The 22,924-nt window shown below is 37.7% G+C and carries 23 protein-coding genes, 1 tRNA gene and 1 pseudogene; 11 read left to right on the forward strand and 14 right to left on the reverse strand.

The window, feature by feature from the left end; translation table 11 throughout:
* Positions 1-118: 118 nt before the first annotated feature.
* From RMA94_RS00995 to RMA94_RS01005, 3 genes and pseudogenes are all read right to left on the reverse strand, one after another.
* Positions 119-1,205, reverse strand: a pseudogene (locus RMA94_RS00995) (DUF6670 family protein).
* Positions 1,206-1,222: 17 nt separating this feature from the next.
* The gene (gene pssA, locus RMA94_RS01000) at positions 1,223-2,056 is read right to left on the reverse strand and encodes a CDP-diacylglycerol--serine O-phosphatidyltransferase (RefSeq protein ID WP_002119541.1); all 834 of its coding nucleotides are present in this window, start codon (positions 2,054-2,056) and stop codon (positions 1,223-1,225) included.
* Positions 2,057-2,097: 41 nt separating this feature from the next.
* Complete coding sequence (locus RMA94_RS01005) at positions 2,098-2,955, reverse strand: 23S rRNA (adenine(2030)-N(6))-methyltransferase RlmJ (RefSeq protein ID WP_002119552.1); 858 nt, start codon at positions 2,953-2,955, stop codon at positions 2,098-2,100.
* Positions 2,956-3,072: 117 nt separating this feature from the next.
* On the opposite strand from RMA94_RS01005, the gene RMA94_RS01010 reads away from it, so the two are divergent.
* Positions 3,073-3,678 (forward strand): 2OG-Fe(II) oxygenase, encoded by a 606-nt coding sequence (locus tag RMA94_RS01010; protein ID WP_014207717.1) that lies wholly within the window; start codon positions 3,073-3,075, stop codon positions 3,676-3,678.
* A 67-nt stretch (positions 3,679-3,745) separates the two neighbouring features.
* Positions 3,746-4,273, forward strand: a complete 528-nt coding sequence (locus tag RMA94_RS01015) for a hypothetical protein (protein ID WP_002119538.1) — start codon at positions 3,746-3,748, stop codon at positions 4,271-4,273.
* A gap of 63 nt (positions 4,274-4,336) precedes the next feature.
* Here the strand turns inward: RMA94_RS01015 and RMA94_RS01020 are convergent, their stop codons facing one another.
* The 4 genes from RMA94_RS01020 to RMA94_RS01035 all read right to left on the reverse strand — a co-directional run bounded on the left by RMA94_RS01020 (position 4,337) and on the right by RMA94_RS01035 (position 8,616).
* Positions 4,337-4,582: a DUF2789 family protein gene (locus RMA94_RS01020; protein ID WP_002119522.1), complete on the reverse strand. Its 246-nt coding sequence runs from the start codon at positions 4,580-4,582 to the stop codon at positions 4,337-4,339.
* Between the two features lie 172 nt (positions 4,583-4,754).
* Positions 4,755-5,741: a malate dehydrogenase gene (locus RMA94_RS01025; RefSeq protein ID WP_002119517.1), complete on the reverse strand. Its 987-nt coding sequence runs from the start codon at positions 5,739-5,741 to the stop codon at positions 4,755-4,757.
* Positions 5,742-5,952: 211 nt separating this feature from the next.
* A complete protein-coding gene (locus RMA94_RS01030) occupies positions 5,953-6,615 on the reverse strand; it encodes a ribonuclease T2 family protein (protein ID WP_005804634.1) in 663 nt (220 codons plus the stop codon).
* 57 nt (positions 6,616-6,672) lie between these two features.
* Positions 6,673-8,616 carry a lytic transglycosylase domain-containing protein gene (locus RMA94_RS01035; RefSeq protein ID WP_202724336.1) on the reverse strand — a complete coding sequence of 648 codons (1,944 nt, stop codon included), beginning with the start codon at positions 8,614-8,616 and terminating at the stop codon, positions 6,673-6,675.
* 287 nt (positions 8,617-8,903) lie between these two features.
* Between RMA94_RS01035 and miaB the strand changes: the two genes are divergently transcribed.
* From miaB to ybeY, 3 genes are read left to right on the forward strand one after another with little or no spacing between them, the layout of a single operon-like run.
* On the forward strand, positions 8,904-10,355 hold the full coding sequence (miaB, locus tag RMA94_RS01040) for a tRNA (N6-isopentenyl adenosine(37)-C2)-methylthiotransferase MiaB (protein ID WP_046813479.1): 1,452 nt from the start codon (positions 8,904-8,906) through the stop codon (positions 10,353-10,355).
* 37 nt (positions 10,356-10,392) lie between these two features.
* Positions 10,393-11,481 (forward strand): PhoH family protein, encoded by a 1,089-nt coding sequence (locus RMA94_RS01045; protein WP_199964081.1) that lies wholly within the window; start codon positions 10,393-10,395, stop codon positions 11,479-11,481.
* Positions 11,482-11,490: 9 nt separating this feature from the next.
* A complete protein-coding gene (gene ybeY, locus RMA94_RS01050) occupies positions 11,491-11,967 on the forward strand; it encodes an rRNA maturation RNase YbeY (RefSeq protein ID WP_130625962.1) in 477 nt (158 codons plus the stop codon).
* 51 nt (positions 11,968-12,018) lie between these two features.
* Here ybeY and RMA94_RS01055 read toward each other — a convergent pair whose 3' ends face one another.
* Positions 12,019-12,903 carry a TonB family protein gene (locus RMA94_RS01055; protein WP_311081496.1) on the reverse strand — a complete coding sequence of 295 codons (885 nt, stop codon included), beginning with the start codon at positions 12,901-12,903 and terminating at the stop codon, positions 12,019-12,021.
* Between the two features lie 232 nt (positions 12,904-13,135).
* Between RMA94_RS01055 and RMA94_RS01060 the strand changes: the two genes are divergently transcribed.
* From RMA94_RS01060 to RMA94_RS01070, 3 genes are all read left to right on the forward strand, one after another.
* Complete coding sequence (locus RMA94_RS01060; protein ID WP_086265329.1) at positions 13,136-13,807, forward strand: hypothetical protein; 672 nt, start codon at positions 13,136-13,138, stop codon at positions 13,805-13,807.
* A 157-nt stretch (positions 13,808-13,964) separates the two neighbouring features.
* Entirely contained in the window at positions 13,965-14,678 is a 714-nt protein-coding gene (locus RMA94_RS01065; RefSeq protein ID WP_311081499.1) for a DUF3108 domain-containing protein, read from the forward strand.
* 72 nt (positions 14,679-14,750) lie between these two features.
* Complete coding sequence (locus RMA94_RS01070; RefSeq protein WP_002119547.1) at positions 14,751-15,326, forward strand: xanthine phosphoribosyltransferase; 576 nt, start codon at positions 14,751-14,753, stop codon at positions 15,324-15,326.
* A gap of 51 nt (positions 15,327-15,377) precedes the next feature.
* Here RMA94_RS01070 and wrbA read toward each other — a convergent pair whose 3' ends face one another.
* Entirely contained in the window at positions 15,378-15,980 is a 603-nt protein-coding gene (gene wrbA / locus RMA94_RS01075) for an NAD(P)H:quinone oxidoreductase (RefSeq protein ID WP_171518721.1), read from the reverse strand.
* Positions 15,981-16,341: 361 nt separating this feature from the next.
* On the opposite strand from wrbA, the gene RMA94_RS01080 reads away from it, so the two are divergent.
* Entirely contained in the window at positions 16,342-17,589 is a 1,248-nt protein-coding gene (locus RMA94_RS01080) for a YihY family inner membrane protein (RefSeq protein WP_002119535.1), read from the forward strand.
* A 101-nt stretch (positions 17,590-17,690) separates the two neighbouring features.
* On the opposite strand, the gene RMA94_RS01085 is transcribed toward RMA94_RS01080, so the two are convergent.
* Positions 17,691-18,332, reverse strand: coding sequence for a fumarylacetoacetate hydrolase family protein (locus RMA94_RS01085; RefSeq protein ID WP_063097840.1), 642 nt, complete (start codon positions 18,330-18,332; stop codon positions 17,691-17,693).
* Positions 18,333-18,371: 39 nt separating this feature from the next.
* Positions 18,372-18,869, reverse strand: a complete 498-nt coding sequence (locus RMA94_RS01090; protein ID WP_017400426.1) for a YcxB family protein — start codon at positions 18,867-18,869, stop codon at positions 18,372-18,374.
* 223 nt (positions 18,870-19,092) lie between these two features.
* On the opposite strand from RMA94_RS01090, the gene RMA94_RS01095 reads away from it, so the two are divergent.
* The gene (locus RMA94_RS01095) at positions 19,093-19,785 is read left to right on the forward strand and encodes a nitroreductase family protein (protein ID WP_130172989.1); all 693 of its coding nucleotides are present in this window, start codon (positions 19,093-19,095) and stop codon (positions 19,783-19,785) included.
* 115 nt (positions 19,786-19,900) lie between these two features.
* On the opposite strand, the gene RMA94_RS01100 is transcribed toward RMA94_RS01095, so the two are convergent.
* Both RMA94_RS01100 and RMA94_RS01105 read right to left on the reverse strand, forming a co-directional pair.
* Positions 19,901-19,977: transfer RNA gene (locus RMA94_RS01100), tRNA-Arg, on the reverse strand.
* 88 nt (positions 19,978-20,065) lie between these two features.
* The gene (locus RMA94_RS01105; protein WP_147548252.1) at positions 20,066-20,185 is read right to left on the reverse strand and encodes a hypothetical protein; all 120 of its coding nucleotides are present in this window, start codon (positions 20,183-20,185) and stop codon (positions 20,066-20,068) included.
* Between the two features lie 372 nt (positions 20,186-20,557).
* On the opposite strand from RMA94_RS01105, the gene RMA94_RS01110 reads away from it, so the two are divergent.
* A complete protein-coding gene (locus RMA94_RS01110) occupies positions 20,558-22,084 on the forward strand; it encodes a hypothetical protein (protein ID WP_311081505.1) in 1,527 nt (508 codons plus the stop codon).
* Positions 22,085-22,148: 64 nt separating this feature from the next.
* Here the strand turns inward: RMA94_RS01110 and RMA94_RS01115 are convergent, their stop codons facing one another.
* Positions 22,149-22,742: an HAD-IB family hydrolase gene (locus RMA94_RS01115; RefSeq protein WP_017386975.1), complete on the reverse strand. Its 594-nt coding sequence runs from the start codon at positions 22,740-22,742 to the stop codon at positions 22,149-22,151.
* Positions 22,743-22,924: the final 182 nt, after the last annotated feature.

Consider the following 22,924-nt stretch of genomic DNA (forward strand, 5'->3'; position numbering starts at 1 on the left):
TAACTGTTTTTCAACAAGTTTCTATCTGCATCACCGCCGATGGATGTGCATTATAGACCATTACATTCCCTTTGCAATACCTTTTTTAATATTAGTGCAACAACAGTTCACTTTTTAATCAAAAACGATAAAAATAGTCATTTTTTATATAAACATGGTTGTAAAAGCATCAGTTTATCTAAAATTTTCTCGTCTTGATTCTTTTCTTGCCATCTAAGTGGGCGACAATCAATATATTCACAGTATCCCCCCTCTCCTTGCAGACACTGTTCATTCCAACTTAATTGATATTGAAAGCTTCCCACATATCCGGCCGCCAACCCAAACTTATAATCACCACGACTTTGTGCATAAAGTTCAAAAATTATTTTTCCATTTTTCTCACATTGCCAAGAAAACTCCCTAGGCAAGTACATCTCTTTACCATTTGGTGTTTTAACCTTTGGATAAACTCGGTGGATATGTAAATTTACGTCTTCTGTAAAACTTTCAACAGGCTTCCCAAATTCTTGAATATCTAATCTTGAACATAGGATGATATTCCACTGATTTCTTATTTGTAAGAATGTAAGCTGCGTCGTTTCATTTAAGTTAATAATTTGGCACGTATAGAAACATAAAGATAAGAACGGCAAGTGCAAAGCTCGCGCGTGTTTAAATCGCCCCAACCCTTCAATTTGATATTTCTGTCCTTTATAAAAAATTTCCCCTTCACATACACATAGTGTTGACCAATAGTCAGAAACACCCCACTGCAAAGCAGAGGCATTAGATATATTTTCTGGAATCTGAATCGTAAGATCACACCCCATTTCTGGGTCTAATCGTTGAAGGCGAATCACGGGAATTTGCCATTGAATCAGGTCGGTTTTATCAAATTGATATAGCGCCGAATCAAACTGGCATTGGCGTCGAATAGAATATGTTTTTAAATGTCCCACACTATGTTGGCTATTACTTACAAGCACTGTTGCAGTGTCGATAGCTGAAGTTGTAATGCTAGGGGCGTTATAACACAGAGGAATACGTGGCTGTCCCACTAAACTAATATAATTAAAATAACGAAGTGGGGTTGGTAAATTAGGAAGGATCAAGCCTTGATAAACAATTTTAAAAAAGCCACGAGAAGGTTGATAAACAACCCCCTCTTTAACATTAGGGCCCAGCTGCTGTAATTGATTAATTTCACTTATCAACTTAGGCATACTGAACCTCTTCTATTTTATGTTTTTAGTGTTTCATTACTCTTGCGTGCAAATAAAGTCGTAACAAAACCAGATAGAGCATAGATAATTGAAACTGTCAAAATGCCCATTGGAATATTATAAGTGATTGCCGCAAAAATCAGTACTACTGGCAACATAACTACAAAAGGAACGCGTTTACGATCCATCTGCTTGAAAGAATAATATTTAATATTGGAAATCATGAGTAATCCCACAATTACCATAAGAACAGCATTAATAGTTTGAATCGCAATATCACGTAAATCAAAAATGAAAGGATAATCGCGAGCAACCCAGACGAGTGAAATAATAATAATAGCAGCGAGTGGACTTGCAATGCCGATAAAATAACGCTTATCAACAACGCCAATTTGCACATTAAAACGCGCTAGTCGGAAGGCTGCGCAGGCTGTATAAACAAAACAACAAGCCAAACCAATACGACCTAAATCATGCAAACTCCAGCTATACATCAGCATTGCTGGAGCCACACCAAAAGCTAACAAGTCTGAGAGAGAATCATATTGCTCGCCAAAAGCACTTTGTGCGCCAATTGCTCGAGCAACTCGACCATCTAAGCCATCCAATAGCGCTGCAATAAAAATGGCATAGATCGCTTGGTTAAAATCCCCATTCATACTTGCAATGATGGAATAGAAACCGGACAACAGAGCAGCGGTTGTAATTAAGTTAGGCCAAAGATAAATACCTCGGCGCTTCACTTTTTGTCCTTCCGGATTATCTTCTTCTTCAACCACTTCAAATGTAATCCCATCAAATGAATGTTCATTATGAGTTAAATCTTGCTCTGGTTTAGGCGCATTTGTCATTATTTTCTATTCCAAACATGTGCATTGATTTAAGTTAACTGTTACTCACCTACCAACCAGCGAACAGCAGCATGACCACCAGTTTCTTGCATGCGAAGATGCGGGAATAACCATTGTAGTGCTTGGTCTGCTTGCTCAGAGAACTGCCAAGGTGGGTTAATCACTAATAGACCACAACCATTTAGACCTACAGGGGTGTCATCTGGCCATACACAAATTTCACAAACTAACTGACGGCGGATGCCCGTTTTAAACATTTTCTTTTCAAAACGTTCAATCATCGCTCGGTCTTTGATTGGATACCAAACTGCAAAAACGCCTGTTGGCCATTTTTTATAAGCTTGTTGTAAAAGTTCAACTAATTGCGGAAAGTCTTTACGTTCTAATTCGTAAGGAGGGTCGATCATAACCAGACCGCGCTTTTCTTTTGGCGGAATTACGCCGAGCAAGCCCTCATATGCATCACGCTCATGTAAACCTGCACGTTTATCACGAATGTTATGACGTAATTGCTGAAATACATCGCGCTGCATTTCAAATATAGTCGCCTTGTCGATTTCACGCATGCCTTGCAGAGCGAACCAAGGAGAACCTGGATAGCTTCCCTTACCTTCTTCAGAACGCAATTGTTCGACTAACTTCAAATATTGTTGGATTGCTTCAGGTGCCTGACGCTTTTCCATTTCAGATAGTTGAACTAGACGATGAATGCCTGTGAGAAATTCTCCAGACTTTTGTGCAGGTGCCAGAGATAAATCATATTTGCCGGCCCCTCCATGCGTATCGATATAACGATAAGGTTTATCTTTAGCATTTAAACGGTTGAGAAGCTGTAGCAAAAGCACATGCTTCATAACATCTGCAAAGTTGCCCGCATGGAAATGGTGACGGTAATTCATGTTGACTTTAATTCCTCAATTCAACAAATAGTTTAACATGAAAAAAATATTCTTTCGTAAGGTTGTGATCATCTAAAATAGAGCTGCTTGATATTTTTACGATCTACTCGAGGTTATATGCGTTCCCACTCACTTCCTGATTCATGGAATTTAGATCAAATTTTAGATGATTTAAATGCGCATGGCTTTGCCATTATAAATCAAGCATATCCAGATCAATATCGCGCACAGGTTTCTCAAGAATGTAGCCATCATATGGATGAATTTAGAGAAGCAGGCATTCAAAACGGCGTTGTAAGCAATATTCGTAGCGACCATATTCTCTGGATTAATGATCAGCTCCCTATTGCTCAGCAACATATTGAAACCTTAACTTTATTTTCACAAAGTCTAAATCAAGCATTCTATTTAGGGATTAAAGAGGTTGAAGCTCATTTTGCTCGTTATAATTTGGGTGAATTTTATGCTTTACACCGAGACAATCCTCAACAAAAAAATGATCGTATTATCTCAACTGTCTATTATCTACATCCAGAATGGCAAGAGGATTGGGGTGGGCAATTGCGACTACAAGATAAAAACGAGAAATGGCATATTGTTAATCCCGAACCCAATCGACTGGTAATATTTCAAAGTGATTTACTACATGAAGTATTAATTTCAAAACAGCAAAGACTCTCTATTACAGCTTGGCTTCGTAGCGGAAATTCTATTTGGGTTTAAAGGTTACTCTTTAAATTTGATAAATGAACCCGATATAAGAGCTATTGATTAAAAAAGGTGATGGCGTATGTCTATTGAAAGTAAAACAATTGTGAACCGAATTGGTGAAACAGACCAACTTTATTTGACTGAAAATACGCCTGAGCTTGCTTTAGAGCGTGCTGAGTTACGCATGCAACTTGTAGTATTAAGTCGTGTTCGCCAAGAACAACTTCATTTTCTACAAGAAGCTATTGTCTTGCTTGAACAAGCTCGCATGGAATATGAAGAAATGCCATTGAGCTTATACCTTAATTTGTCTTTACACTTAGCCAAAGCGTATATGCTTTACTTTGAACTAAATAAAGAAAAACGTTTTGCGTTGATTACTCAACAAATTTTGAAGCCATTAGCACATCATGAACATGCTGATATCTATTTCTTCTTGGCATATGCGTCAGCAGCACGACAAGAGTCAGCATTAACAAGACATTGGTTAACTAAATATTTATCAACGTCTACATGTGATCTTGAATTGCTTCATGGCCAACCTGTATTTGACCTTGTACGTCATGAGCCATGGTATAAAGATAAATTAAAAGTAAAAACACATTAAACTCTTAATGTAATAAAGCCTGTTTTACATATTACTTGTAAAACAGGCTTTATTTTTTTGAAATTATTTTTTCACACTGTCTTCATGTAGTTGTTCATTCAGTTCATCAATCACCACAATCCACTCATCATCTTTTTCCCAATGACTCTTCAAAAAATCGCTTTGGCCCTTTGACCAAAAAGACGCTTCATGTAATTTTTGCTCGGCTGGCAATTGATGTGTTTTGATAAAGTTTTCAATACTTGCTTCATCAGAATCTAAACCCAACTGATCAAATAAAAGCTCTAAAGTCGGTTGCTGTTCAAACATTGTTATTCTCCTATAACTTCTTTTAAATCATCTATTAACTAATCTAACAATAAAACGTTTTTACTTGCATGATAGTGTCTATATTTTCTTGTTGCTTTTTGTGTTTGCTTTTTCAGGATTTAATAAAAAAGCACTCTAAAAGAGTGCTTTTTTAACTCATCAAGCTGATGAATTATTTTACCATGTCAGCAATTGCTGCACGTTCTTCTTCAAGCTCGTTTAGAGTGAAGTTGATACGCTCACGGCTGAATTCATCGATTTCTAAACCTTGAACGATTTTGTATTCACCGTTTTCAGTTGTTACAGGGAAACCGAACATAACGCCTTCAGGAATACCATAAGAACCATCAGATGGAATACCCATAGTTACCCATTTGCCGTTTGTACCAAGCGCCCAGTCACGCATATGGTCAATTGCAGCGTTAGCAGCAGAAGCAGCAGAAGACAAACCACGCGCTTCGATGATCGCAGCACCACGTTTACCAACAGTTGGAAGGAATACGTCTTTGTTCCAAGCTGGATCGTTGATTTTGTCTTTTAAGCTTTCGCCATTTGCAGTTGCAAAACGGTAGTCAGCATACATTGTTGGAGAGTGGTTGCCCCAAACTGTTAAGTTTTCGATGTCAGCAACTGCAACACCAGCTTTTTGAGCAACTTGAGTCAACGCACGGTTGTGGTCAAGACGCAACATAGCTGTGAAGTTTTTCGCTGGAAGATCTGGAGCAGATTTCATTGCGATGTAAGCGTTAGTGTTTGCAGGGTTACCTACAACTAATACTTTAACGTTACGGCTAGCAACTTCGTTTAATGCTTGACCTTGGCCGATGAAAATTTCACCGTTAACTTTTAACAAGTCAGCACGTTCCATACCAGGACCACGTGGACGAGAACCTACCAATAATGCGTAGTCAGCATCTTTAAATGCAACTTTCGGATCATCAGTCCCGATCATGCCAGCCAATAAAGGGAAAGCACAGTCATCAAGTTCCATCATTACGCCTTTAAGCGCTTGTTGTGCTTTTTCAACTGGAACTTCAAGCAATTGTAAAATAACAGGTTGATCTTTACCTAGCATTTCACCGCTTGCGATACGGAATAATAAGCTGTAACCAATTTGACCTGCAGCGCCAGTCACGGCAACACGAACGGGTTGCTTCATGTAATTGTCTCCAATGAGTGTCCTTAATCGGGCTAAATAGGAATTCCATCTAACCAAATCATCATAAACGGCAAAGATTGTACTCTAAAGATTTGGCAGATGCATGTAAAAGCGACTCGTTTTCACCAAAAGTCTGATAGAAAATACAAATTAATCTTTACAAATAGATTCAATGTATGGTCAGCATTTCCTTACGAAATGTTGGTAAGCTTTAATAACTACCTTTAATCATGATTTCACCAGGGCAATTCGATACCACATGATTTGCACACTGTTTATATTGGCCCTTTACCGTGTAACAAACTTTCACTTCCGTTAAGACCACATCCGAACGTGATAATTGACAACTAAAACGAATACCATTTTGAGGTAAGCTCGGATTAAGACGTACAAACTGCTGTCTTAACGCGGATTGCTGCATTTCAACATTTGTTGAACTTGTGAGACTAGCCGGAATTTTTAAACGTTCAGCAAAATTAATAACCGTACGGAAATATTGGCTTGCATTCATAGGAACGCACCCCCCTACACTTTTCCATAGCTGTACACGAGCATTATTATCAGGCATAACCCGAGCCACGACTTTGGCTTGCAATGGAGACAAGGTTGCAGAACTGTCTGTTGAGCAATTACTTTGGTTTGTTTCTGGCATGAGGCCTGTAATTGTCAGTGAATATCCTTCAAGACATTTACGTTGTTTTTGTTTAGAGGGATCTAATGCACATGCGGCAGGTGTCATTTGCACATGCATAACATACCCCTGTAAATTAACAGGTTCGGCATGTAAAACGGAACTCATCAACCCTACTCCCGCACAGATGAGCCACCATGCAAGTTGCAAAATTGAACGAAGTTCCAAATATCTATATTTCATTTAATTAAAACTTGAATATGCCAATTAAAAGAAGATCCATCATCAACCACCTTAAAGTTAAGGCGACGTACGCATTGGAATGACTTTCATACGCTGCGATAACGACTGGGCCCCTTGACCTAATATTACGCCGTAATGTGTTGCATTCGTCATAACGTGCTTGACGTAGTCTCTGGTTTCTAACAATGGGATTGTCTCAGTATATTGGTCAGCCGAAATTGATTGATAGTCCGGTTGCCAACGTCTAGCCCGATTAGGCCCCGCATTATAACCTGCTGTCGCCAAAACAGGGTTATTGCTTAATTGTCCCTGAATCATCGACAAATAAAATGTTCCATATCGAATATTGGTATTCATTTCATTTAATGCAGCCGGATTATAAGTTTCACCCATTTGACGTGCAATCAACTTCGCTGTATCAGGCATAATTTGCATAAGACCACCCGCTCCAACGTGAGAACGCGCAGAAGTAACAAACCGACTTTCTTGACGCATTAAACCATAAGCCCATGCAGGATCAATTCCTGCATTGTAACTATGACTTACGACATTAGTCTTATGTGGAGTTACATAGCGATAAGTATCATTATGCTTATTTGTTGTACGATCTGCTGCATAAATTGCACGGTCATACCACCCCATGTCATGAGCACGCTTTGCCGCAGCTAAAAGTAAACCGTCATCATGCTGAAGATACGCTTGACGAACTGCCCAATTCCACTCTCGATTCGTATAAGTTGGATTTGCATTAATACGTCTTAAAGTAAAAGCACGATTAAAGTGAATATTCTGATCTAAACGTCTTAAATCACTTGCTGTCGGCTGATCATCATAAGGTTGGTGGTTATAACGCTCACCTAAACGATCTTTTGCTAAAAGGTTATGATAGTCATCACCCGCCTGAGCCAGTTTTCTATAAATTTGTTGTGCTGTTGCTTTAGAAGCACTATCACCACGCTGCTCTGACGCACGAGCAAGCCAATATTGCCAACGGTCTTCTTGTTTTTGGGTTACCGTCATACTATCAATAGCGCGAATTAAACTTTCCCACGCCCCAAAACGAATCGCCTGACGCGCATAAATTTCGGCTTCTTCCGGACTTAATGGATAACCATAACTTGCATCAAAGTATTGAAGAACTTCACGATTAAAATTATTTTTCATTACCGTGGTGCCACCAATATAGGCTACCGTACGATATAAATACTTTTGTACATTTTGTGGCGTACCTTGGGCGACACGCTGCACATTTGAAAAAGCATTACTTAAGTCATTATTAGCTAAACGCCCTAAAGCAAAAATCAAATAAGCATAATCTGCATCATTTGTCTTAGGTGCACTCCACAAATAATTAAGTGGGTTGGCCTGAATTTGGTTAAGCTGAGCCAAAGACAAATTCAAACCCAGAGTCTGTGCTGTCGCAAGTGCCTGTCCAGACAGACCTGAACGTAACTGTACCCAGAGACGCTGTTGCTTATCTTGTGCGCTCATTAAAGGACTAGATAACATCATGCGCCCTAAACCGATACATGATTCTGGTTGGGATTCAGTTGCTAACCATACATCTTTATATTCAGCAAAAACTAACGCATCGCCGCTTTTCGCCCGCACTTGTGCTAAAGCACAATTTTCGGCTTGGTCAGGATTGGTAACATAAGATAAAACAGGTTGTGCAGATGCAAAGTCAGCTTGTTTAACTTTTTCTTCAACATAGTCGGCCGCTAATTTTTCAGCCATCGCTGATTGTGGGTAGCGTTGAGCAAAGCTTACGATAGAGGCTGTAGGCTGAAAGCCAAGATTCGTATTGAGTTTCCAGTATTCTGGATAATATCCCAATACATCATTTTGCATAGCAAGCTGATATTGGTCTAATAATGCGGTATTACCACTATTTGCAGCATTTAATGCATCATTGAACTGCTCTTCAGCAGCATAAGTAAATGAACAACCAAGTAAACACATAGCTCCTAACCAGCTACGATGCATATATTTATTTTTCATTACACGACTATGGATTGATGAGCTCTTTCTACTTGGTCTCATATATGTGCTAAACCCTGACTATTCACCTTCAACATATAGTTTAATTATTCTTCGTGCTTTCTTTTGTTGTGTTATGTAACTCTATGATTCAACATCATTAAAATCCACCTAATTTACTTCATAAAAACCTTGTCATGTTCTGCAAGTTTACTGTTATCGGTTCAGCTCAAATACTGCTATAATAAATAGTTTGACCCATTTTGGGCCAATTTATTCTTTTTTAGATCGATCTGTTAGGAGCCTGCATGACGGTTCAAACCTTCATTCCCAATGGTGCCAAAGCTGCCTCAGAAAACACTGTTACCCAGCCAACGCACACCACTGATGTTTCAATAAAAAAACTTTATATTGAAACGCAAGGGTGTCAGATGAATGAGTATGACAGTCACCGTATGGCAGACCTTTTAGGGGATTCTCACGGCTATGTTTTAACGACCAACCCTAATGAAGCAGACATTCTGCTCATGAATACATGTTCTATTCGCGAAAAAGCGCAGGAAAAAGTATTTAGTGAATTAGGCCGCTGGCGCAAACTAAAAGATAAAAATCCTGATCTTGTGATTGGTGTCGGTGGATGTGTTGCCTCTCAAGAAGGTGACAACATTCAAAAACGTGCACCCTATGTAGACATGATTTTTGGTCCACAAACATTACACCGTTTACCGCAAATGCTTGATCAACATAATGCTCAAGTAGAAAAACCTAAAAAAGATAAAATCAAACTGGTTGATATTTCTTTCCCAGACATTGAAAAATTCGACTTTTTACCTGAACCACGTGTAGAAGGTTTTAAAGCATTCGTTTCTATTATGGAAGGCTGCTCTAAATACTGTTCTTTCTGTGTAGTTCCCTATACACGCGGTGAAGAGGTTTCTCGTCCATTAGATGATGTACTTGCAGAAATTGCAGGTCTTGCTGAAAAAGGTGTCCGTGAAATTTCACTTCTTGGTCAAAATGTAAATGGTTACCGCGGAGAAACCTTCGAAGGTGGCATCTGTACTTTCCCTGAATTGTTACGACTCGTTGCAGAAATTCCAGGTATTGGACGTTTACGTTATACAACATCGCATCCACTTGAGTTCTCTGACGAGCTCATTCAGTGCTATGAAGATTTACCTCAAATGGTGTCACATTTACACTTGCCTGTTCAAAGTGGATCTAATGATGTTTTACAGGCAATGAAACGAAATCATACGATTGATGTTTATATCGACAAGATTGCCAAATTAAGAAAAATACGCCCTGATATGCATTTATCGAGTGACTTTATTATTGGTTTCCCTGGTGAAACTGATGAAAACTTCGCCGAAACACTTCAATTTATCAAAGACTTAGATTTTGATCACTCATATAGTTTTGTCTATTCAAAACGTCCGGGTACACCTGCATCAGACTTACCTGATACTACGCCTGAACACGTTAAAAAAGAGCGTTTAGCTCAAGTTCAAAAAGTGATTAAACAATCTAGCATTGAAAAAACTGACGCAATGCTTGGCAAAATTGAACGTGTTCTTATTGAAAAAGTCTCTGATCAAGACCCTAATATTTTACTAGGCACAGCTGACAATACCCGTCTAGTCACTTTTGTAGGTGATGCTGCTTGGGTTGGCCGTTTTGCAGAGATCGAGATTACTGAAATTAAAACTTTAAATTTAGTTTACGGTGAACTCTTGAATCTTGAGCCTGACGTGGCGTAATGTAGAGGTATTCTAAAGTCTACTGAAAGGTTTTCTCTTGACTGCAGCGATTCGACGTACCGTAACATTTCCTGAAGTTTCAATGGAACGTTTAAAGAGCATCTTGGGTGCCTATAATGGGCACCTTAAGCAAATTGAACAGCGTTTAGATGTCAAAATTACTCATCGTGGAGATGTTTTTCATATCGATGGTGAGATTGATGCTGTTGGGAGAGCCGAAGCATTATTGCAACGACTCTATGAAGAGTCTGAAGCATCCCAGCAAATTAGTGCCGATCTATTACATCTGTTAATTCAATCCTCTCAAACTGAACGTAATTTCGAGTTAGTTGGAGAAGAGATGGATGAACATGATGCACCAATGGATGTCTACTTCCAGACTCGAAAAGGGCGTATTAACCCACGTGGTGCCAATCAAAAACGCTATGTACAGCGTATTTTGCAAAGCGATATTTCTTTTGGTGTTGGCCCTGCGGGTACAGGTAAAACCTATTTAGCAGTTGCCGCCGCAGTAGATATGCTGGAACGTAATGAAATCCAACGGATTTTACTTGTACGTCCTGCTGTAGAAGCTGGGGAAAAGTTAGGTTTTCTACCGGGTGATTTAACTCAGAAAATCGACCCGTACCTACGCCCTCTTTACGATGCTCTTTACGAAATGCTCGGCTTTGAAAAAGTTGCCAAGTTAATCGAGCGTCAAGTGATTGAAGTTGCACCTCTTGCATATATGCGTGGTCGTACACTTAACCATTCATTTGTAATTTTGGATGAGGCTCAAAACACAACGCCAGAGCAAATGAAAATGTTCTTGACCCGTTTAGGTTTTGGCTCTCGTGCAGTGATTACAGGTGACATTACCCAAGTAGATTTACCTCGAGGCCAACAATCTGGTTTAGCACATGCACTACGTGTACTCGAGAATATTAAAGAAATTCATATTACCCGTTTCCATTCCCGTGATGTTGTACGTCATCAACTTGTTCAAAAAATTGTTGAAGCGTATGAAGGATGGGATGGTGAACAACAGCGTCTTAATGCAGAAGCACGTGCTGAGCGCAAAGCACGTCAAGAAGCATTAGTTGCTGAAAACGATACAGCAGCAGACTTGCAACATCAGGATGCTTAAGGATTCATTTTGAAAATCAGTTTAAGTTTACAACAAGACTTTCAATCATCTGAGTTAGAGCTCAAACGAGCTCAACTCAAAAAAATTATTGAGACAACTTTACGCCACGTTGGTTATAAAGAAGATTGTGAAATTGGGGTTGCTTGCGTTGATCTGGACGAAAGTCAGCAACTCAACTTGCAGTACCGAGAAAAAGATAAACCGACTAATGTTTTATCTTTTCCAAGTGATATTCCCGAAGAAGTTTTACCAATGCTAGATGCCTTACCTCTAGGTGATTTAGTTATTTGTATTCCGGTGGTATTACAAGAAGCATTAGAGCAGAAAAAAACTGCCCAAAATCATTTTGCACATCTATTAGTTCATGGTGTTTTACATTTACTCGGTTATGACCACGAAACTAGTGATGAAGATGCTGAAGAGATGGAAGGCTTAGAAATTGAAATTTTAGCAAAACTTAATATTTCAAATCCTTATCAGGAATAATGCGATGATTCTTAAAATGTGGATATCCTAAAAGTTATCCACATTTTTTAATTAGTGAACCTCAAATTCAGCTTCCGCTGGATCAAAACGCCAAGTACGAACAATACGTAACTCCGAAATATCTTTCATATTTGCATCAAAATGCCCAAATGGCGCACCGCGACGTACTGAAGACTTTGCAGCCTCATCAAGTATTGAATGCCCTGAGCTTTCAAGCAAACGAATTGCACGAATTCCGCCTTGAGCGTTCAAAATCACCATTAAACGAACTTCACCTTTGAGCTGCTGCTGTTTCGCTTCTTCGGGATAATAGCGATTACCGTAAAGCTCTACTTTTTCACGAAACTTATCTAAATAAGCAGCCGAGGCATCTTTCTTCGCTTGAATTCCATCTACTGTTTTTATTTTTTGCTGGCGACTAAAATCTTGTCTACGTTGCAAATATTGTGCTTCAAGGCTTGCAACCATCGCAGCTTTTGCTTGAAATTGACTTTGTAGTTGTTCTAATTCTTTTTTTCTTTGACTTGCATCAGCTTGTTTCTGCCAACTTAAAACCGTCATTAGAACTTTTTCTTCAAATTTAAGCTCTCGTTGTTGCTGAATCTTTTGCAAAGTTTCTAACTCTGCATTCCCCGTTGAAGCATCATTAAGCATCGGATTGGGAGTATCACTAGAAGTCCGGTGAGCCTCACGAAATGCACCTGAACCCTGCTGGTCTGCTTGTGCCAAAAAATCTGCCTGAACAACTGGCTCATTGGTTGGTCGAATTGAAATTGCAATTTCTTTAGTAGACTGCTCTGATGGGCTAGGCATAGCAAAGTGAATGAGCAATACAAGAATATGCAGTAAGATTGCTAATATTGTTGCAGCAATAAAGACTCGGTCTTTCCACCAATAATGAAAAGACTCTATAGATAGACTTCTTTTGTTCAACATAATCTTAAAAGCATATAAATGCCTTTTCCCCACGGTTTAATACCGAATAAAATATAAACTGATATTCAAATCTGGATAAAAGTGTGATTCACTTCAAATATAGGATTTTATCCATTTTCATTTTGTCAAAATGTATCAATTAAATTTGTTACACTGCAAGATCAAAACCCGTTTTTTATCATAATAAAGATTGTGTGGGCTCTTTAGTAAATTATCTTCTGGAAGTTCTTTTATGCAAACGCTATTTTCCTCATTAGTCAGACGTCTTCAAAAAGTCTATAAAAAAGCAGAAGCATTCATTGAGGAAGAAAGAGATTTTACATTATCGCAAACCTTTCTGAATGCCACTTTACAACGTTATGTCACCAATAATGTTGAATTTTTAGATGACCTACATGCTGATCTTTATCATGACTGGTTAAGATTATATGCAACCATGCACGTAAAAGGTTTAGAAACCACATTATCGGTTGATTTAAAACTGATCCAGATGGAATTTAATAAAGAACAACAACTTTTAGTTTTTGAACAAATTAGCAATACACAAATTATCGAGGCGAAATATAAAAACTTTTGGCAAAAAATCGCCGTAAAAGCAGCAGTTTTTTACTACCATAAAATTTTGAAAAAAGATCCATTAGGGATGATTCTTGAACGTTTTAATGTAGCAGAAGAACGCGACGAACTTATATTCCTTGATCTCAATCGTTGGTTTGGTAAAAAAGCCAGCATCATCGAGACTTTAGGCAAAGTACATGTAAATTATGCAAGAGTTCGTGAAGCTGAGTTAGTCGTGTTTGGAAATGTGAATTTAGCAGCCTTACTTTCTCGTGATCAGGATGACGATTTTGAAGATGAATTAGAAGATTCAGAAATAACGCCAATCCAACAAAAAGATGAATAAATCGTTATAAATGAAAATTAATTGGCTGCCAAAAAACACAAATAGATTACACATTTAGCATAAATCCTGATTTTTTCTCCATGATCAACAGGCATAATATGTTTAAGTTACAGATGCATCAGCACTGACTTTTTAGTCTGTACAAGGATACTTACTTATGGCAACAAAATTTCTGAAATCATTTGGCATCGCAACAGGTATTTCAACAACTTTGCTTTTTGCAGGCTTCTCAAGTCATGCTCTTGCCATGAGCCCATTTCAGGCAAATTATCAGTTTACTTATAATAACAAGGGTATGGGTACGGCTACACGTGCCTTAAGCCAGCAAGGTAATAACTGGACTTATAATTTCACTGCAAAAGCAGGTGGAATTGCTTCTGCAAGTGAAACAAGTAAATTCAGTTTCACTAATGGCAAAATCGGGTCTCAAAGTTTTAGCCGCACCAGCAAAATTTTGATTCATAACAACACCATGAGTATTAACTTCAATCCCAATAGCAAAATCATTTCTACAAAGAAAGATGATAAAGCCCGTTCATTCGCTTGGCAGGCAGGTGTTCTTGATGAGCTAAATGCAGAGTTACAGCTTCGTGAAGACTTAAAAAATGGTTCTCTTAAAGCATCTTACCCACTTGCAGATGCAAAAGAAGTTGAAAATCGTCGATTTGTAAAACAAGGTAATGAGAAAATTAAAACCTCTTATGGAACATTCGATACCATTAAAGTGGTTTTACAACACAACAAACCTGAACGCAGTACAATCTTTTGGTTAGCGCCGAAATTAGATTATTTACCAGTTAAAGTCAGTCATATTGATGGTAAAACTTCTTATGGATTGTTATTAACAAGTTATACAGGTAAGACGAATTAAAGCTTGCATTTTTTTGGATGCTTTTTAAAATACGCATTTGCTTTAAAAAGCATCCGTCTAGAGGATTCTCCCGTGCACGCACTAGAACAGAAAATCTTAACAGAAGGTATCGTTCTATCTGATCAAGTCTTGAAAGTCGACGCTTTCTTAAACCACCAAATTGATCCTGTATTAATGCAGCAGATTGGTAAAGAATTTGCCGCTCGCTTTAAAGATGCAGGGATTACCAAGATTATTACCATTGAAGCATCAGGTATTGCACCTGCAATCATGGCAGGTTTAGAACTTGGTGTACCTGTAATTTTTGCTCGCAAATATCAGTCATTGACCTTAAAAGATGACTTATATCGCTCTAAAGTATTTAGTTTTACTAAACAAACTGAAAGCACGATTGCGATTTCAAATAAACATCTTCATTCAACTGATAAAGCATTAGTTATTGATGACTTCTTGGCAAATGGTCAAGCAGCATTAGGCCTGATTGATTTAATTCACCAAGCAAATGCAGAAGTTGTAGGTGTGGGTATTGTGATTGAGAAATCATTCCAACCAGGTCGTGATTTATTGCTTGAAAAAGGCTACCGCGTTGAATCATTAGCACGTGTACACTCTCTTACAGATGGCAAAGTTACTTTTGTAAAAGAATAAGATGTACACCTAAAAAAGAGCGGATATCCGCTCTTTTTTATTTGCTCAAAACTAAACTAAAAGCTTTTTGGCAACCTCTCCTAAACGTTTGCCTTGAGCTTCACACAAAATCTTTTCATCCTGACTTAAGTTTTGGTCATGACGCGGTCCACTTACATGGCTTGCGCCATAAGGTGTTCCCCCTGTTTTAGTATTAGATAAGGCTGGAATTGCATTAGGTAATCCCAAAATCATCATGCCATGATGAAATAACGGCGGTAGCATAGTGAGTAAAGTACTTTCCTGCCCACCATGCATTGAACCAGAAGAAGTAAAAACACAAGCGGGTTTATTATGTAATGCCCCATTGAGCCAAAGACTCGTTGTTTGATCCCAAAAATATTTCATTTCACTTGCCATATTGCCAAAGCGGGTTGGAGAACCTAACGCTAAACCTGAACAATTCGTTAGATCATCTAACGTACAATAGATATCACCTTCTTCCGGAATGCTTGGCTCGGCTATTGTGACAGCTGGAGCAATATTTGGTACTGTCCGAATTTTCACTGACATACCCGCAGACTCAACACCATTGGCAATTAAATGAGCCATTTCTTTAGTAGAACCATATTTGCTGTAATAGAGTACAAGAATGTAAGGTTGCATCGGTTTCATAAATTTTGTTAAAAAGAACACTATACGGGATTTTTTATTTTTTTGGCGCAAACAGTTTTATGAAATTCTAGAGGTGATTGATGGTGTAGCACAAAAGATCACACGAGCAAATTTCTCGGAGTCATTGAGTAAAAAGTTTATCTACTTTTGGTAAACCCTTGCTTAGACAACAGAAAGCCTACTTTGTTGAAAAAAGTTTATGGCTACAATTCTTTATATAGCGCATAGTAAACTTACAGAATGTCTTTAATTCTATAAGTTATTATTTTGCTTTAATCTACGATTTGAGTACTTAAGCTCATACTTTGATAAGCTATCAATCGCCCAACATGATGATTAAAAAAATCGGGATAGACGACGCATGTTACAACGTTTTTTAAGTAAGCTTCCTTTTTATAATAAAACCTGGTTTCAGTTCGTTTTATATGTATTTAAGCGTTTTGAAGCTGATCGGTGCCGTGAACAAGCTGGCTCTCTCACCTATACAACGCTATTCGCAGTTGTGCCGATGTTAACGGTTTTTTTAGTAATTATTTCTTCAATCAAAGCGTTAGAACCCGCAAGACAACAGCTGCAACATTTAATCTATAGTAATTTTTTACCGAAGAGCACGATCGCATTTGATAAAGCGCTAAATGCTTTTACAGAAAAATCTAGCAACTTAACCGTTATTGGTGTGCTTTTTTTATTCGTTACTACTGTTTTAATGCTGACCTCAATTGAAACCGTCTTTAACCGTATTTGGCGTGTAAAAGAAACTCGTAGTGGCATTATGGGCTTTATGCGCTATTGGACGATCATCTCTTTAGGTCCCATTATTTTAGGAAGCGCATTTGTTATTTCATCAACAGTTGCATCGATGAACTTATTAAGCAATAACTTCACAGGTTATCAACTTGATGGCGCATTTCTACTCTGGCTAATTTCTTTTGTACTTACTATTTTGGGTTTCTTCATTTTATATTGGACCATTCCCAATCGCACAGTCCCAGTTTATGCAGCAGGAATAGCGGCTTGTTTAAGTGCTGTACTATTTGAAATACTCAAAAATTTCTTTAGCTTTGTGATGTCAAATTTCACTAGTTATGAAATTATTTATGGTGCATTTGCAGCAGTACCAATTTTCCTTCTATGGATCTTCCTGTCATGGAACATTATTTTACTTGGCGTAGAAGTAAGTTTTGCTCTAACTGCTTTTCATTCAGGTAAAGAGCAGAAACGTCATCCTGTTTTAATGCTATTAGATATTCTCGAGCTGTTTTATAAAAAACAGAAACTCGGTGAAAGTGTAAGTGACAAAGAAGCTTTAGAAATTTTAGGTCGCGGAGAAATTGGCCGCTGGCCAGCTTATGTACTTTTACTTGAAGAGCAAAATTTGGTTAAACGTACCGATAAAGATGAATATGTTCTCGCGCGCAATTTATCCCAAGTTGATTTTTGGAGTTTTTTCACTGCTCTCCCATACCCTTTACCATTACGTGAAGATGTTCTAAATGTACACGATGATGATGAATGGATGGAAAAAATAGGACCTGCCTTGGTCGAATCTAATGATTATTTAGCAGCAAAACTTTCTATTCCGCTCTCAACAATTTTTGAAGAGAAATAAGAAAGTAAACTATTTAATAGTATAGGCACTCTTTCCTACCCAATAAAAAACCCTATTATTAAAAAATAATAGGGTTAAAAATTGGCAATTTTAGGAATGGGTTATGCTTTTACAAAAGTTTCCCATGCAAAATCTTGCGTTGCACCTTTTAATCTCATTTTCAACTGATCGCCTGCATGTAATGGCCCAACCCCAGCAGGTGAACCTGTCATAATCACATCACCTGGTTCTAGTGAAAAAACCTGATTAATATCAGTTAAAAGTTCGCCAATAGTAAACATTAACAGTGCAGTATTACCATCTTGACGCAATTCGTCATTAATATGGAAAGTGAATTTGGTCTCTTGCCAATTGGTAATTTCTTTTGTATCAACCCAATCTGCCAAAACACAAGCACCATCAAAAGCTTTAGCGCGCTCCCATGGGTGGCCTTTACTTTTCAGATCATTCTGTAAGTCACGCATTGTTAAATCAAGACCTAAAGTTACTGCCCCAATCGCTTTTAAAGCTTTTTCAGGGTCAGTTTCACCTTTCAAAGGTTGATCAATACGTAACACTAACTCACACTCAAAATGGCAACTGCCCCATGCTGGATTCCAAGAAATACCGTCATTTAAACCAATCAAGCTACTCGGTGGTTTAATAAATAATATAGGGCTGTCAGGCATAGCATTATTTAATTCTTTGACATGATCGGCGTAACTTCTGCCCACGCAAACGATTTTTGAAGGACGTGTATTCATGAGGCTTCCTTTGTTGTTGCGGCTAATAATTCCAATAATTTATTTCTTAAATGTATTTTCAAATATGGTTTGATCTGAAACCTGTGCAAATGCACGCTTTGGTACAATAATTACAGTTTTATTCTTTAGCTCAAGCATGTAAGTCAGTTTGCCTTTAGCAAAAGTTTGTACATCTGCATATTGCATCACTTGCTTACGACCATTGGCATAAAGCTCAAAGTAATCTTGATATAAGTCGATTCCCTGCTCACTCTTTCCAAACTGGTAACGAACAAATTGACGCTTAAATAACATAGGTAAAAGCCAGTAACGCATCAGGCCTTGCATCACCAGAAAAAAAACGCCTAACCCGACATAATATCGTCCAACACCAGAGAGACCTAAATAAAATCCCCAAATAATAATTGCGATACTAATTGCAGGTGTAAGAAAACGGGTAAATTGCTTTTTCCCAAATGTCACTAATGAAAATCCATCTTGTGACTCTTCTAAATTCAAATAATAACGTAAAGATAAAGCTGTTTTTTGCTCAGTCATTGCACTGCATCAATACTCAATAAATCGAAACTATTAGAGCATATTCATTTCAGCTTTAAAATGAATCAAAGGCTATTTTTTATTTTGTTTAAAAGTAGAGCTTATGATGAGATTCGAAGATCAACTACGTTGCATATATAGAACGTAAATTCATATTTTTTGAGCTTATTTCAGTTTTTAAAATTTCTACAATAAGAGCATCCCCTTCTTAGTGGAATGTCTCATGTCTTTCTTTGCAAAATTATTTGGCTTAAATCAAAAAGCAACAGTCTCAAAAGATGTGGTTACTCAAGCCACTCAAGAGTCCCCTCTTTTCAATCAGCCAAGCTTTTTAGAATTAATTAAAAAACGTCGTTCTATCTATTCGATTGGAAAAAATTTAAAGCATATACCTTCGGAAATTGAAGAATTGATTCAAGAAGCGGTCAAACATAGCCCCTCAGCGTTCAACTCTCAATCATCTCGCGTTGTAATTTTATTTAATGAGTCTCATCAAAATTTCTGGAATATTGTTTTAGATGTATTAAAAACTATTGTTCCTGCCGAAGCACTGGCTGGAACTGAACAAAAAATTCAAAGTTTTGCAGCGGGTGCTGGTACAGTTTTATTTTTTGAAGACCAAGATGTAATTAAAGGTTTACAAGAGCAATTTGAATTGTATGCTGATAATTTCCCAGTCTGGTCTGAACACTCAACAGCAATTGCACAATTTGCAGTGTGGAATGTATTAGCTGAACAAGGTATTGGTGCTTCTTTACAACATTACAATCCAATTATCGATGAGAAAATTAATGCTGCTTTTGATATTCCTGCGCAATGGAAACTAAGAGCCCAATTAGTATTTGGTTCAATTGAAGGCGAAGCAGGTGAAAAAGCTTTTATTGAAGACGAAAGCCGTTTTAAAACATTTGGCTAATTTTTTTCAACTTCAAATCATTTAAGAGCTGGTTGCCATGAGCACTAGCTTTTAAATTAAAATAATAAAAAACAGGCACAAAAAAACCGCTATAAATAGCGGTTAATTCTTCAAGTGGTGCGCTCAGAGAGATTCGAACTCCCGACCCCTTAGTTCGTAGCCAAGTGCTCTATCCAGCTGAGCTATGAGCGCGTACTTGATGTTGCGCATTATACGCATTTTTTAAGGCTTAGGAAGCCTTTTTTCATCTTTCTGTCATCAAACGTCTAGTTCTTAGCCATCACTCTAGTTTACATAGCTTTATAGCTAAAATTATTGAAACTTTGCTCACCAAAGATGTATCTGAAATATTTTTTTTCAAATAAGTTTTATAAAGTTTTTGAAGCTTTTTGCCATCTATCTAGAAGATAAAGGCTACTGTTTTAGTCAACATTATATAAATAATATATTTCTGGTTGAACCTAACTATTATAAGACTGTTTGAAATTTAACTATGATAATGCTTCAAATAAGTGAAAATATGATTAAAAAAATAATTAGTTAAAATTATATAATATAAAAATTATTATTATTTTTATGTCTAAATTAAATAAATTATTATTTCTTTAAATATTATTTAATAACAAAAAATGTGACTAAAAATACACATTGACAGCTTTTGAGATCTAACCAATACTAAATCGCAATTATTGAGATACACATCTCATTAATTATAAAGCGCAATAAATAATACTTACTTAAAAATACAAAATTATATAGGAAATAGACCAACATGTTCTTACTAACAAACCTCGTATCTTCGATATCAAAAATTACTCAAGATTTGGGTAATATTGTATCGGTGAACACTACTGTAACTGGTAGCTCTTCAATTGAAGGCCAGATATCAACTTCTGGTTTACTTTCAGATACTCTATCTACAGTAACAAATACCCTTACAACAACCACAACAGGCCTTGTTTCTGATGCCGTTGGTACTGTTACTGGCAGTATCGGTTCTACAAGTCCTGTAGACACAGTAACTAATATTATTGGCGGAGTAACTGGCGGTATTGATCTTGGAACCTCTCCAATTGCTCCAGTTATTGACGTTGTTCAAGGTGGTATCGACATTCTTCAGGGTGTTGAAAGCCTAAAAACTGAAATCATCAACACAGGTATCGACACTGTTGCTGATACTATCATTGGTGTTCTTCCTCAAACTGAACACCCTGTTTCTGAAATTGCTGATCTTGGCACTCTAACTTTCGAAACTTCTCGTGACACAGTAAATGGCACGCTTGAAGTCATTTCCGATCTAGTGGGTGGAGACATTCAAGGCGCAACTGAGTCTGCTACTGGTGTCGTTGAAACATTAATCACTAATGGTACAACTGCGACAGGTATTGTTACTGACGTTGTCGGAAGCATTACAGATGTCGTTGGCGGTGTAACTGGTGGCGTTGACGGCAACCCGCTTGAAGTAATTACTGACATTATCGGTGGTGTAACTGGTGGTGTTGATGGTAATCCGCTTGAAGTAATTACCGATATTATCGGCGGCGTAACTGGCGGTATCGGTGATGGCACATCTCCAATCGCTCCAGTGATTGATGTTGTTCAAGGCGGTATTGATATTCTTCAGGGCGTAGAAAGCTTAAAAACTGAAATTATCAACACTGGCATTGATACAGTTGCAGATACAATTATCAGCATTCTTCCACAAGCAGAACATCCTGTTTCTGAACTTGCAGACCTCGGCACATTAACTTTCGAAACTTCTCGTGACACAGTAAATGGCACGCTTGAAGTCATTTCTGATCTAGTGGGTGGAGACATTCAAGGTGCTACTGAATCTGCTACCGGTATTCTCGATACGCTGATTACAAATGGCACAACTGCTACTGGCTTAGTAACAGAAATCATTGGTGGATTGACAGGAACTATTGGTGGGGTTACTGGTGGAGATAGCTCACTAGGCTTAGTCACTGATTTACTTGGCGGTTTAACTGGTAGCGTAGATGGTGATAGTCCTCTTAGCTTAGTGACCGACCTTCTAGGCGGCTTAACTGGTGGCGTTACTGGCGGTACAGACAACCCTATCGGCATCGTAACAGATATCGTGGGTAGCTTAACGGGCGGTGTGACTGGTGAAGGCGGATTAGATGTTATTTCTAATTTACTAGGTGGATTAACTGGTGGTAGCTTACTCGGTGGAGTAACATCGACAGTATCAAGCGTAACTAATACAACGCATACTATCGTACCTACATCATTACTTACCGATAACTTCTTAGAAAACTCTTTCAATACTGTTTAATATAAGTCATTAAAATAAAGCCACTTATTACAAGTGGCTTTATTTATTAATATATCTTTAAATATTAATTCACTTCTTCCCATCTATAATATTTCTTATGCGCCAGCTCTAACATTGCATAATCATTAGGTGTATCACCATAAGCATAAATTGTAGAATACTGAGTTAAATCATATTTGTTTTTTATTCTATTTACTTTTTCTAAATAACCACAATCACCATTAATAAAATCACCTGTCAAAATACCATCACGTATTTCAAGTTGATTACATATAACGTCTAAATCTAAAGATTGGCACCAGCTTTCTAAATAAACACCTAATGATGCAGATACAACAACAATCTGATCACCTTGTTGTTTATGCCAGAGAATACGTTCCAAAGCATTTTGACGCACACAGGTAGGAAGGATATTTTTAGCAAACTCTTGTCCCATATATTTTAGGGAAGCCGCATCATAGCCCACGTATCCCACCTGACAGAGTTTAGTTCGAATAGTTTTATCGGTTACCCATCCAAGCTTATAACCCGCTATATAAGGTGCAAGTCGAATACCACCTAGTATTTGAGTTTTTTTATTTAAAGAAAATTTAAGGAATAGACTGAATGTATCGTTATGAGTGATCGTGCCATCAAAGTCAAATAAAGCTAAGTTCATTTATGATTATCTCTAATATAATTAAAAAGTTATAAATTTAGATTTTTTTAAAGTACTAAAAAACAGGCACAAAAAAACCGCTATAAAAGCGGTTAATTCTTCAAGTTGGTGCGCTCAGAGAGATTCGAACTCCCGACCCCTTAGTTCGTAGCCAAGTGCTCTATCCAGCTGAGCTATGAGCG

The sequence above is a fragment of the Acinetobacter sp. V115_6 genome, assembly GCF_031799025.1.
Lineage (GTDB): Bacteria > Pseudomonadota > Gammaproteobacteria > Pseudomonadales > Moraxellaceae > Acinetobacter > Acinetobacter pittii.